Genomic DNA, 12,554 nt, shown 5'->3' with positions numbered 1-12,554 from the left:
CTTCGGAGCCAAACCAACGGCAAGCAACCATCAGCTACACCCCACCGCTCTGGGCATCCAGGGCACCAACCCCAGACACCTACAAACTTAGGGAGAACACCATGAGCAACACACCGAGGATCGCCGTTGTCACCGGCGCGGCGCGGGGGATAGGCGCCGCGATCGCGCGCCGTCTCGCCTGGGACAAGTCGTGTACGTCGCCGGAGGACCGAAGAACTGACCGACACGGTTCGTGACCGTCTGCGAGCGGGACCTGCAGTTGACCGGATCGGTTGTGGGGCAGAGTTTCCCGACGGCAATGGATGCCGTCCCCGGACGTATGGCCGAATCGATGAGAAGAGGAATGTCATGACGAAGACTCAGCAGATCCGTCTCGCGCGGCGTCCATCGGGGCTGCCCGGCGACGACACCTGGAGCCTGACGACCGAGGAACTGCCCGACCCCGCCGAAGGTCAGCTGCTGGTGAAGATCGACTTCATCTCCCTCGATCCCGCTATGCGTGGATGGCTGAGAGATCAGCGTTCCTATGTGCCGCCGGTCGGGATCGGCGAGGTGATGCGGTCGTTGGACATCGGCACGGTCGTGGAATCGGCGCACCCCGACTTCGCCGTCGGTGACACGGTCAGCGGCGCTTTCGGGGTGACCGAATACGCGATCAGTGACGGCAGTGACGTCTCGAAGGTCGATCTGACCATCGCCCCCGGCCCCACCTGGCTCGGTACCCTCGGAATGCCCGGCATGACAGCGTATTTCGGCCTGCTCGAGGTCGGGAAGCTGCGGGCAGGCGACACCGTGGTGGTCTCGGCGGCGGCAGGCGCCGTCGGGAGCGTGGTCGGTCAGATCGCCAAAGCCAAGGGCGCGGAGGTCATCGGGATCGCGGGTGGCCCGGAGAAGACCCGGTTGCTCACCGAGGAACTCGGCTTCGACGCGGCTGTCGACTACCGCAACGACAACGTTGCGAAGCGGTTGCGCGAGCTCGCCCCGCAGGGCATCGACGTCTTCTTCGACAACGTTGGCGGTGACATCCTCGATGCCGCGCTGATGAACCTGCGCCGCGGGGCACGCGTGGTGCTGTGCGGCGCGATCTCGGCCTACAACGCCGAGCAGCTGCCTCCCGGTCCGTCGCGCTATATGTCACTGCTGGTCTTCCGCGCCTCGATGACGGGATTCGTAGTCTTCGACTACGCCGATCGCTACGGCGAAGCCGTGGCGCAGATCGCGCAATGGCTGGCCGAGGGCAAGATCGAGAGCCGCGAGCACGTCATCGAGGGAGGCGTCGCGCGTTTCGGCGAGACGCTGAACATGCTCTTCAGCGGTGCCAACCACGGAAAACTCGTGCTCGCGCTCTGAGCGGCGGCCACCGCGGCGTATCCGGGATCACAGCCGTGCGACGCGCCGAAGGTCACGACAGCATCGACGCCGGTCGCGCGAGGGCCGGACCGATACCGTCCGGAAGTGTTCGATGGCAGGATGCGAGACTGTTCAGGTGACCGAATCAGAGGCTCGTTGCTCACGTGCGGACGACACACGAGCTCGGCTGCTGGATGCCGCGGTCGTCGCCTTCGCCGAGCGGGGATTCCACGGCTCGACCACTCGCGACATCACTTCGATCGCGGGGCTGAGCACGGCAGCCATCTATGTGCATCACCGCTCGAAGGAGGAACTTCTCTACGAGGTCTCCCGGACCGGTCACCACAACACGCTGGAGCGCATAAAGAGCGCTGTCGCTTCCGCTGACGATCCGGTCGATCAGTTGATCGCCGCGGTCCGTGCGTTCACTGTTTTCCATGCTCGGGCGCACACCGTGGCCCGGGTCATCAACTACGAATTGGCCGCACTCAGTCCGGAGCATCAAGGCGAGATCAAGGCGATCCGTCACCTCATCGATGCGGAGATGCGGCAGCTGATCGAGCGAGGTGTGGCGGCGGGTGTGTTCGACAACCCGAATCCGCATATGGCGGCGGTCGCTCTGCTGTCGCTCGGCATCGACCTCGCTCGCTGGTACCGCGAGGACGGCTCTCTCTCGCCGGAGGAGATCGGCGACTATTACGTGGACCTCGCGCTGCGCATCGTGGGTGCGTCCAAGTAGACCGGCCGCCCGGTGAACGACCGGCTGCCAATCGCCGGATTCTGCCGACGCCCTCGTCGGCGAGCTATCGATTGCCCTCAGCCGGTCGTGTCCGCGATCGAGGAAGGGTCGCCCCAACTGGAGGCGTCCAGAGTCGCTCCCAGCAGATCAATCGTGCGGGGCGTCGGGGACGGTCACAGTTCGCCGACGATGTGCGCGGCATAGCCCTCCCCGTGAGTCCAAATGTGAAACTCAGCTGTTGAGTGCGCTGAAGTGACCGTTGTAGTGCTTAGTCTATCTATGCAACTATGGGCGATACAGACGGAAGGAGCTGATCGTGGAGTGGACCGGGCAGGTGTATGCCGACACCCCGACCGTGGCGGTTCAGACCTTCATCGACGCGCCACCACGACGGGTGTGGGTATTCGTCAGCGATATGCATCTCATGCCGCGGCTGAGTAAAGAACTACAGGGTGTGGAATGGCTCGACGGCGCGGCCGGACCCGCGGTCGGCGCGCGGTTCATCGGCCGCAACGCCCACGAGGCCCTGGGGAACTGGGAAACGACCAGCACGGTCGTGGAATTCGAGCCGGAGCGGCGCCTCGCCTGGGCCGTCGGCGATCCCGGATATCCTTCCAGCATATGGCGGTTCACCCTCCGACCCGAGGGCGCGGGCACCGTCCTGGAGCAGTGGACACAGATGGGTCCCGCGCGGTCCGGACTCAACTCCGCGATCGATGCCATGCCCGAGAAGGAGCAGAAGATCGTTTTCGTGCGGCTGCGCGAGTTCGAGGCCGGCATGGCGGCCAATCTGTCCGCCATCAAGGATCTAGCGGAGAAGGACGCGTGATGCGCACGGCCACCACCATCGAGGCCTCGGGGGCGAACTGGCCCGACCTCGTCGAATTCGTAGTCGAAGCCGAGAAACTCGGCCTGGACATCTGCTGGATGGCCGAGGCGTGGGGGAGCGATGCGGTGACACCGCTGGGCTTCCTCGCCGCGTGCACCGGGCGAATGCGGCTGGGTACCGGCATCATTCAGCTCGGCACCCGTTCGCCGGTCCTGATCGCCCAGACTGCCATGACGCTGGCACGAATGTCCGAAGGCCGATTCCTGCTCGGGCTCGGCGCGTCCGGCCCGCAGGTCATCGAGGGACTGCACGGCGTGCCGTTCGCCCGTCCACTGGCCCGCATGCGTGAGACCGTGCAGATAATCCGGGCGGCCTGCACCGGCGAGAAGATCGTCTTCCAGGGCAGGCACTTCACAATCCCGCTGCCCGGTGGAGAGGGCAAACCGATGCGGCTGAGCGTGCCCGCGGTCACGGTTCCCATCTACCTGGCCACCCTGTCACCGAAAATGCTGGAGTTGACCGGCGAGATCGCCGACGGCTGGCTGGGCACCAGCTTCGTCCCCGAGGGAGCGGACGCCTATTTCGAGCATCTCGACGCCGGGCTGGCCCGTTCCGGCCGGGACCGCGCGGATCTGGACATCTGCCAGGGCGCGGAGATCAATATCGTCGCCGACGAGGCCCAACTCGACGAGGTCGTCGGCAGCCGCAAGAAGGAACTCGCCTTCTCGCTGGGCGGAATGGGATCGGGCTCGACCAACTTCTACAACAACGCCTACAGCCGCCAAGGCTGGGCCGATGTCGCCGCCCGAGTGCGTGAACGGTGGCAGAGCGGTGATCGCGATGGCGCCGCCGCGCTGGTCACCGACGAAATGGTGCTGGCCACCACGCTGATCGGCACCGAGGACATGGTCCGCGAGCGGTTGCGAACCTGGCGCCACACCGGAGTGGACACGGTACGTCTCTATCCCGCGGGCGACACCTTGCACGCGCGACTGGACAATCTCGGCCGCGGCATCGATCTGGTGCACGGGCTGGATGGTCTTTCGACGACCTCTCACTCCCAAGGTGGTTAGTCGCATGTTCCGGCGCGAGTGGCGTGCTCTGACCAGCCGGTGCGAGACTGTCGCGGCGAGCCGGTGGCGCGCCCTCGTATGTGATCAGAAGCCGAAGCGTTGTTCCTGGCCACGCGACGGGGGATCGGCGGGCATCCCGGACCGGTCCAGTCCGATGAGCCGCACGGCAGTGAGGGCGACGTAGAGTTCGGCGGCCGCCTTGGGATCGGAGCAGCGGCGGTCGGTCAGGGTTTCGATGCGGCGCAGCCGGTAGTGGATGGTGTTGCGGTGGTAGTGCAGGCGTTGCGCGACTTCGGTATTGGAGCCTCCGCATTCGAACCACATCGCGAGCGTGTCGAGAAGGGGATCGCACTCCTCTGGTGGGAGGTCGAGTATCGGTCCGAGGATTTCGTGCGCCAGTTCGTGCGCCGCGGACGGAGCATGCGCGAGAACGAGCGGGATGGGTGTGTTGCCGTAGACGGTGACCGTGGGGGTGCCCGCCGGTGCGCAACGCCCGGCCAGTTCGGCCTCACGTAGTGCGCTGCCTGCGTCACCCGCGGTCGAGAACGAGCGGCTCACGCCGATCCGGCCGGTGGCGTGTTGCCGCAGTTGGGCCAGTACCTGCTGGTGCGCGCGTTCGGTGGCCAGGCTGAGCAGCCCGATGCGAGCACCGGCTTCGGTGATCCAGATCGATTCGACGTATTCGGCGCGGAGCCGGGACTCGATGCCCATCAGTGGCGCCAGTGCTTCGGGCTCGGCTTCGGCATGCACGACGACGAAGCTGCCCAGCGGGGGCAGGTGGAGGGCGCGGGCGATGTCACGTTGTGTCGGATCGTGGGAATCGCCGTTCAGTAGACGGCGCAACAGAGCGCGGCGTTCGGAATCGTCGTGGCGGACTCGTTCGGTCAGATAGTCGCCGTACGCCTCGGCCGCTGCTCCCGAATAGTCGTCGATGATCCGCCACATCTCCGACCCGAGCTGCGGCAACACGTCGAGTCTCGTGCCGGTGGCCACTGCGAGCGCGCGTTCCCACAGCAGCCGTCCGGCGAGCCGGTATGCGTGCAGCACCGCGGGGAGGGGCACGCCGAGTTCGGCTTTGAATCGGCCCACTACGGTAGCGGGCTGCAGCCGACGCCCGACACCGCCGGAGAGCTGGCCCAGCAGCGAGACGAGGTTGTCGCGGACGACGAAGCCCAGCTCGGCGTCGGTGAGCGCGGTCGATTCCGCGTAGGCGTGGTCCCCGGTCCGGATTCGGCCGACGAGTTCGGCGGTGAGGTCGTCGACCTCCGCGAGCAGCGTGCGCGCCACCGCGGCGGAATCATTCACGGGCGGCTCCGTCAGCGTGGTCATGGATAGATGGTAGGCATTCGCCGGGAATGCGATTGTGCTCTGGCACACATATCCGCCGTGGATCGGTAGGCCCGTGCACATGGTGGCTCGAGCATCCCGCCAGCAGTATCGACTGCGACAGTGACCGGGGTCATAGCGCCCCGATTCGAGAACTGATTTCGAGAGAGGTGCCGACCGTGTACGACTATGTCGTCGTAGGCGCCGGATCCGCTGGATCCGTGCTGGCGAGCCGATTGTCGGAGGACCGGCGGGTCCAGGTCGCGGTGATCGAGGCGGGGCCGCAGGACACGGCGGACGAAATCCATCTGCCGGTCGCATTTCCCTCTCTGTTCAAAAGTCCGCTCGACTGGGATTACGACACCGAGCCCGAAGCCGGGCTGCAATTCCGCCGCGCCTATCTGCCGCGTGGGCGTGTGGTCGGCGGAAGCAGCTCCATGAACGCGATGATCTACATTCGCGGAGCACGTGCCGACTACGACGGGTGGGCTGCGGGCGGCGCCGACGGATGGAGCTACGACGAGGTCCTTCCCTATTTCATGAAGGCCGAGGACAACGAACGCGGCAAAGACGCCTACCACGGCGTCGGCGGGCCGCTGGCGGTGAGCGAAAGCCGATCGCGGCATCCACTGGGCGACGCGTTCCTGCGCGCCGCCGAACAAGCGGGCCACCTCCGCAACGAGGACTTCAACGGGCCCACGCAGCTGGGCGTCGGTCGCTATCAGGTGACACAGCGCAATGGCATGCGGTGCAGCGCCGCCGTCGGTTACCTGCACCCAGCCGCGTCGCGCCCCAATCTGACGGTGATCACCGGCGCGCTCGCCCATCGAGTCGTCATCGAGAACGGCCGCGCGACCGGTGTGGTCATCGGCCGGGACGGGAGCACGGAAGTGATCCAGGCCCGGCGCGAGGTTGTTCTCGCCGCGGGCGCATACGGATCGGCGCATCTGCTGCTGCTGTCGGGTGTCGGCCCGGCCGAACAGCTGTCGGCGTTCGGGGTCGAGGTGGTCCGTGACCTGCCGGTCGGGCGGAACCTGCAAGACCATCTGTCCGTGTTCCTCAACTACCGCACCGATCGCGAATCGCTGATGACCGCACTCACCCCGCAAAACCTCGCTCTGCTCCAGGAAGAAGGGCGCGGCCCGCTGACCTCCAATATCGGCGAGGCAGGGGGCTTCATCGACACCCGCGGCGGTCTCGCCGGGCCCGACATCCAGTTCCACATGGCGCCGGTGCTCTTCCACGGTGAAGGCATGGGGGCCGCGACGGAGCACGGATACGCCTTCGGCCCGTGCCTGATCAACCCGACGAGCCGCGGCGAAGTCACCTTGCGTTCCGCGTCCCCCGGCACGGCGCCACGTATCCACCACAACTATCTCCGGACCGAAGAGGACCGTCAGAGCGTGATCGCCGGCCTGCACAGCGCACTCGGGATCGCCGATCAACCCGCGCTCCGGGAGCTCACTACTGGTGAATTCTCGACCCCGCCAGGCGATTCGGATGCCGAGCTGCTCGATTTCGCGGCTCGGACGGCACAGACCCTGTACCACCCGACGTCGACCTGCGCGATCGGCGCCGTCGTGGACCCGCGATTGCGCGTGCTGGGATTGCGTGGTCTGCGCGTGGCCGACGCGTCGGTCATGCCGTCGGTAGTGCGCGGAAACACCAACGCTCCCACGATCATGATCGGCGAGAAGGCTTCCGACATGGTCCTCGAGGACGCCGAATCGAAAGGAACCGAAGCATGACCTCGACCGTGACGGCAACCGTCGGAGCCGCGGTCTCCGCACTACGGCGTGGTGAAGTCGAATGGGCGCGCACCGCGCTGCCCGCCCGGCGCCGACTGCTGGATCAGATTCATGTCAACACGGCGCGGCATGCGCAGGAATGGGTCGAGACCGCGGCCCGGATCAAGAAACTGACCTCGGATTCGCCCTTGCTGGGTGAGGAGTGGGTGAGCGGACCGTATTCCCTGCTGACCGGGGCTGCCGCGCTCGCGGAATCCCTACTGGCATTGGAGGAGGGGCGCAGCCCGGTCGACGGATACCCGATGCGTCCGGCCCCCGGCGGCCGAACGGCCGTCGAAGTGTTCCCGCACGGAGTATTCGACGCCCTGCTGCTCAACGGATTCCGCGCCGAAGTCTGGTCGCGGCCCGGCGTCGACGCCGAAACCGTTCGCGCACGTGCGGGCCTGGGGCAGCGCACGCCGACGAGCACCGGCGGCATCGGCGTCGTCCTGGGGGCGGGCAACATCTTCTCGATCGCCCCTCTGGACGTGTTGTACCAGCTCTACGCGGACAACAGGGTGGTGGCGCTGAAGCTCAACCCGATAACCGATCCGCTGCTGCCGGTGCTGGAGAAGATCTTCGCTCCGGCGATAGAGCGCGGATTCGTGCGCCTGATCACCGGCGGCCCTGAGGTCGGCGCGGCCTTGGTACACCACCCGGATGTGGACGCCGTCCACATGACCGGCAGCGCGGCGACCCACGACGCCATCGTGTTCGGCACCGGAGCGGAAGCCGAACGAAACAAGGCGGCAGGCACGCCCAGACTCACGAAGCCGATCACCAGCGAACTCGGCGGTGTTTCGCCCACCATCGTGGTGCCGGGCCGATGGTCCAACGCGGACCTGCGCTTCCAAGCCGAGCACCTGGCGACGCAGCGCCTGCACAACAACGGTTACAACTGCATCGCCGCACAGGTGGCGGTGATCTCCGCGGATTGGCCGCAAAAGGAGCGGTTCCTCGCCGAACTCCGTGCGGCTATCGGCCGCGCGCCGCAACGGCCGGACTACTATCCCGGATCCTCGGACCGTGTCGAGGCCGCCCGACAGAGCTACCCGCAGGCGCAGGTGATCGGTGCACGCACCCTCATCGAGGGCCTGACACCGAATCGGCGCGAACCCGCTCTGCACACCGAATACTTCGCCCCGGTGCTCGGCGTGATCGAATTGCCCGGCGGCGACCCTGCCGAGTTCCTGGCGCGGGCGGTGCAGGTATGCAACGACGAGTTCGAGGGCACGCTCGGCGTCAACATCATCGCCCACCCGGCCACCATCAAACAGTTGGGCGACCGATTCGACACGGCCGTCACCGAACTGCGCTACGGCACGATCGCTGTCAACGCCTGGACCGGCCTGGGCTACCTCACCGCCCGCGCGTCGTGGGGCGCCTTCCCGGGGCACTCTCTGACCGATATCCAGAGCGGCATCGGTGTGGTGCACAACTCCTTGCTGATCGCCGAACCGGAACGAACCGTCCTCCGCGGGCCGTTCCGACCCTCGCCTCGGTCGCTGCTGCACGGCGAATTCAGCCTGTCGCCGAAGCCGCCGTGGTTCGTCACCAACCGGACGGGCGCCACGACCTTGCGGCGTTTGACCAACTTCGCCAAGAAGCCCGGCGTCGCCCCGCTCGCGCCGATCTTCGCCTCCGCGCTGCGCGGCTGAAACCCATGAGACCAGCCCGGGTCCGGCGGCAACGCCGGCCCGGGCTCACCACCGCTCCCGTCGGCCGGGCATCCTTCGAGAAAGACGAGCACGCCCGAAGTGCCCAAGACCAGTGTCGGCAAATTCGACAGGAAAGCCCTGCGCGCCCGGTACTCGACAGGCGAACTGGATATCGTCGTCATCGATTCGACCAGCACACAGACGAACTCGGACAGCAGGGCACGTTGAGCCGGCACAGGCTCGCCGACCCGGCTCCGCGCAGTCGCGAACCCATCACCGAAATGGCCGGCACCGCCGGGGTCATGCCCACGTCCGCCGCCGACGTCGCCGCGGGGTCGAACGACCGTCGGCCATGGCGGCATAGGTGAGGGAAGTGACCAGCCCGTACGCAAGATGTGGCACGAGATCACTGAGCCAGTCGGAACGTGTCCATCGGCGCGGATCGGAAACTCCCAAGTTGAGAAGCGACAGCGCCGTGACGGACATGGCCGTGGCGGTATTGACCGTGCTCGCGGCGAGAATCGACGGCTGCCATCTCATGGAACGGGCGAAACCGTAGGCACAGCCGATCGCAACGCCGGTTCCCGTGCCCAGCAGCGCACCCGCGCCGGAGATCCGGCTGCGCCGTTGTTCCTCGTCACCGGGCACCTGCACGCCCAATCGGTCGGTCACGCGCTCGACGCTCTGTTCGGGCGTGCGGCTCGGTGGTCGGCCGCGCGCGATCATGTCGAGGAAGGTGACGGCGTTCAACGCGGTCGTGCCCGCGGCTCCCGCCGCGGCGCCGCAGAGGATCGGCTTCAGCATCGCCACGCACCTCACATCGGCACGATCGTCTTCAGCCAGCCGTCTTCGCGCCGGTCGAACGTCTCGTAGGCCTCGATGACGGAGAGCGGGTCGGCGCGCTGGGTGATGAAGGCGGTCGGATCGATGTCGCCCCGGGCCACCCTGCCCAACAGGCCGGGGACGTAGCGGCGGTGGTTGCAGTTGCCGCCCTGAACGGTGAGATTGCGGTTGACCACTGCGCCGATCGGGAAAGCGTCGAAATTCGGCGGATAGACTCCGATGACGCCGACGCTACCGGCTTTGGCGACTGCCTCGAGTGCCCACCGCGCCGCCAAGCTGGGCGCGTCCCCGGCCAACCACTGCGCGCCCTCGGTCCTGCCCCGCGGGGCCGCCTTCTCGCGCTCGGCTTCCAGCGTCGAATCCGAAACCGGAAGATCCTGTGCGGCCGGTCCGGACTTCGGGCGTTGGGCATCCACACCGACCGCGTCGATCACCCTGTCCACTCCGATACCGCCGGTCAGCTCGCGCACCGTTGCCACCGGATCCTCGGCATTGAAATCGATCGGCTCGGCGTTCTGCGCGCGAGCGGTCGCCAGACGGTCGGCGATACCGTCGACGACCAGCACCCGCGTCGCGCCTCGACGCTTCGCTGCGGCGATCGCGCATTGCCCGACCACGCCCGCACCGAGCACCAGCACCGTGTCGCCTTGCCCGACTTGCGCCAATCGGGCGCCGAACCAGCCGGTCGGCAGCACATCGGAGATCATGATCGCCTGTTCGTCGGACACCGAATCGGGGATTTTCACCAGTGTCGTGGCGGCGAAGGGGATGCGCGCGTAAGCGGCCTGCAGCCCCGCGACGGGGCCTGTGCTCTCCGGTCCGCCGAAGAAGCTGGTTCCCGCCTGCGGCCCGTTCGGGTTGGCGGTGTCGCACTGGGCGAAGTAGCCGGCACGACAGTAGGAGCAGGTCCCGCATGCGATGGTCGAGCACACTACGACCCGATCGCCCTGGCGGAAACCGCGCACCGCCGCCCCGGTCTCCTCCACCACTCCGACAGCCTCGTGCCCGAGCACTGTTCCCGGCTGCATGCCCGGCATCGTGCCGCGCACGAGATGGAGATCGGTACCGCAGATAGCCGAGGTCGTGATCCGCACAAGCGCATCGGTCGGTTCCACTATTTTGGGATCATCGACTTCGTCGAGCCGGATATCTCCCACGTCGTGCCACACCACTGCCTTCATCGAAGCACCCTCCTCGCCGTCGACTTGCAGACCGCACACCCCTCCGCTTGCCGCGCGATGCGGAGATCATCACGACGGCTGGAGTGGGTCGTGTCCGAGCGACATCAGATGCCTGCGCCAGTCGTCTCTGCCCGCGCGCGGCTCGCGCTCTGCTTCCGCACCGCGCGCCGCGGTGATTTCGTCCACGGCCCGGCGCATCACCGCGATGTCGTCGGCATCGAGGTCGGTACGACGTTTGCCGAGAACCGCAAGGATGTGCCGACCGATCTCCGGCCCCGCGCGCTCGGGTTCCGTTTCGGTGCCGGTGTCGGCGCCTTCGGTGCGCAGCCAGTCGCGCAACTGCCGGGACGACATATTGACCAGGCGGTGGAATTCCTCCCATAGCTCGTCGTCGATGACGGTTTCGGCCATGGCTTCACCTCCAGTCGGTTGTCCCGGCGGACGCGTGGCGACTACCCGGGCCTGGGTCGGCCAAACCACCGTTCGGAGCGCATTCCGAATGCACTCGCGGGTCCGGGTTCGTGGACGCCGAGGCGGGTACGCGCCGGATGTGTATGGCATTGATCTCAGAGAAATAGCGCAACGGCGGGGCCCGTTCGTATCGCTCTGCGTCGACGCCTCGCACAACACCGAAGACGCCGAGCAGCAAAAAGCGTTACGGTGGCGCTCGATCCGCGAGCAATTGGCCGCCCAAGACGTTCCCGGGAAGGCGCTGACGCTTCTCGACGACGCGATCAGCAAAGTCAGGGCGGAGCAAGGGCGTGCAGGCCGCGTGCTGATCGCCGATTCGGACAGCGTCCTCGTCGATCACATGCTCGCCGAGCCGCCCGCACGCGAGACAGTGCGGGTGTCGGCGCTTCCGTTCCTGTTGCCTCTCATCGAGCAGCAGTCCCGTGAGGTGCCGCATGTGATCGCGTTCGTCGACCGTGTCGGCGGCGATCTGTACGGCGTCGACGAGGACGGGAACCTGATCGAGATGACCGCCGAAGGCATCACGCATCCGGTGCACAAGGTCCGTCACGGCGGAGGGTGGGCACACCTTTCGATGCAGCGCCGGGTAGAGGAAGCGGTCCGCCGGAACGTCGTGGAGGTCGCCACGGCGGTCCGCGATCTCGCGGATCGCGTCGGAGCGCGGGTCATCGTGCTGGTCGGTGAGGTCAGCGCCCGCGCGGCGCTGGCAAAGGCACTCGATTCGCCGACCGCTCGGATCGTCGAGGTCGAGGCCGGTGCCCGGGCCGCGGGTGCGGACTCCGCCGCACTGGAGGCGCAGGTACAGCAAGCGGTGCGGACGCAGGCACGGCAGCACCAGGGCCAGGTCGTCGAGCAACTGAATACCGCGCGGGGCAGGGCCGACGGCCTGGCCGTCGAGGGGCTGCCCGAGACGGTCTCGGCGCTGCTGGGGGCGAATGTCGATACTTTGCTGATCGATCCGGACACCGTGGGGGACCGATCCGTCGAACTCGATCCGGAATTGCTTCGCGGCGTCACCGCGGCGCAGTGGATCGATGATGCGAAATCGTCCCGCGCCTACCGCGCGGACGAAGCGTTGCCGGTGGTCACATTGCTGCAGGGTGGCTCGATCGTGCCCGTCGAAGGTGCTGTCGTACCCCGGGAAGGGGTCGCCACACTTTTGCGCCACCGCTAGCGCGCCGGTATCCAGCAACCGCAACAGGAGGACTCTCAATGACCGTGTCAAGCCGCAGCAGTCGTCGGGGCGGGTGTGTCGAGGCTGAATTCACGTCCGTCGCGCAGCAGTGCCCACAGCACG

At 67.0% G+C, this 12,554-nt stretch carries 11 protein-coding genes; 7 read left to right on the top strand and 4 right to left on the bottom strand.

All coding sequences use genetic code 11. The features are described 5' to 3' along the window. Positions 1 to 348: 348 nt before the first annotated feature. The 4 genes from ACWEH3_RS34720 to ACWEH3_RS34705 all read left to right on the top strand — a co-directional run bounded on the left by ACWEH3_RS34720 (position 349) and on the right by ACWEH3_RS34705 (position 3,991). Positions 349 to 1,350 (top strand): NADP-dependent oxidoreductase, encoded by a 1,002-nt coding sequence (locus tag ACWEH3_RS34720; RefSeq protein ID WP_450026056.1) that lies wholly within the window; start codon positions 349 to 351, stop codon positions 1,348 to 1,350. 136 nt (positions 1,351 to 1,486) lie between these two features. Then, the gene (locus ACWEH3_RS34715; RefSeq protein WP_450026058.1) at positions 1,487 to 2,089 is read left to right on the top strand and encodes a TetR/AcrR family transcriptional regulator; all 603 of its coding nucleotides are present in this window, start codon (positions 1,487 to 1,489) and stop codon (positions 2,087 to 2,089) included. Positions 2,090 to 2,405: 316 nt separating this feature from the next. Next, the gene (locus ACWEH3_RS34710; RefSeq protein WP_450026060.1) at positions 2,406 to 2,918 is read left to right on the top strand and encodes an SRPBCC family protein; all 513 of its coding nucleotides are present in this window, start codon (positions 2,406 to 2,408) and stop codon (positions 2,916 to 2,918) included. Continuing rightward, entirely contained in the window at positions 2,918 to 3,991 is a 1,074-nt protein-coding gene (locus ACWEH3_RS34705; protein WP_450026062.1) for an LLM class flavin-dependent oxidoreductase, read from the top strand. The genes ACWEH3_RS34710 and ACWEH3_RS34705 overlap by 1 nt, the downstream gene beginning before the upstream one ends. 84 nt (positions 3,992 to 4,075) lie before the next feature. On the opposite strand, the gene ACWEH3_RS34700 is transcribed toward ACWEH3_RS34705, so the two are convergent. Next, positions 4,076 to 5,320, bottom strand: coding sequence for a PucR family transcriptional regulator (locus tag ACWEH3_RS34700; protein WP_450026064.1), 1,245 nt, complete (start codon positions 5,318 to 5,320; stop codon positions 4,076 to 4,078). A gap of 176 nt (positions 5,321 to 5,496) precedes the next feature. Here ACWEH3_RS34700 and ACWEH3_RS34695 point away from each other — a divergent pair, with 176 nt between their 5' ends. After that, a complete protein-coding gene (locus tag ACWEH3_RS34695; RefSeq protein WP_450026066.1) occupies positions 5,497 to 7,065 on the top strand; it encodes a GMC family oxidoreductase in 1,569 nt (522 codons plus the stop codon). Continuing rightward, positions 7,062 to 8,762, top strand: coding sequence for an aldehyde dehydrogenase family protein (locus ACWEH3_RS34690; protein WP_450026068.1), 1,701 nt, complete (start codon positions 7,062 to 7,064; stop codon positions 8,760 to 8,762). Before ACWEH3_RS34695 ends, ACWEH3_RS34690 begins: the two co-directional genes overlap by 4 nt. A gap of 300 nt (positions 8,763 to 9,062) precedes the next feature. Here ACWEH3_RS34690 and ACWEH3_RS34685 read toward each other — a convergent pair whose 3' ends face one another. From ACWEH3_RS34685 to ACWEH3_RS34675, 3 genes are all read right to left on the bottom strand, one after another. Beyond that, positions 9,063 to 9,566 (bottom strand): hypothetical protein, encoded by a 504-nt coding sequence (locus tag ACWEH3_RS34685; protein ID WP_450026070.1) that lies wholly within the window; start codon positions 9,564 to 9,566, stop codon positions 9,063 to 9,065. 11 nt (positions 9,567 to 9,577) lie between these two features. Next, complete coding sequence (locus tag ACWEH3_RS34680; protein WP_450026072.1) at positions 9,578 to 10,786, bottom strand: zinc-dependent alcohol dehydrogenase; 1,209 nt, start codon at positions 10,784 to 10,786, stop codon at positions 9,578 to 9,580. Positions 10,787 to 10,855: 69 nt separating this feature from the next. Then, on the bottom strand, positions 10,856 to 11,197 hold the full coding sequence (locus ACWEH3_RS34675; RefSeq protein ID WP_450026074.1) for a DUF3140 domain-containing protein: 342 nt from the start codon (positions 11,195 to 11,197) through the stop codon (positions 10,856 to 10,858). 139 nt (positions 11,198 to 11,336) lie between these two features. Between ACWEH3_RS34675 and ACWEH3_RS34670 the strand changes: the two genes are divergently transcribed. Continuing rightward, positions 11,337 to 12,431, top strand: coding sequence for an Rv2629 family ribosome hibernation factor (locus tag ACWEH3_RS34670; RefSeq protein WP_450026076.1), 1,095 nt, complete (start codon positions 11,337 to 11,339; stop codon positions 12,429 to 12,431). Positions 12,432 to 12,554: the final 123 nt, after the last annotated feature.

Source organism: Nocardia sp. NPDC004718, from assembly GCF_053601535.1.
Note: the sequence above shows the minus strand (reverse complement) of the source record. Positions and strands in the feature narration are given on the sequence as shown.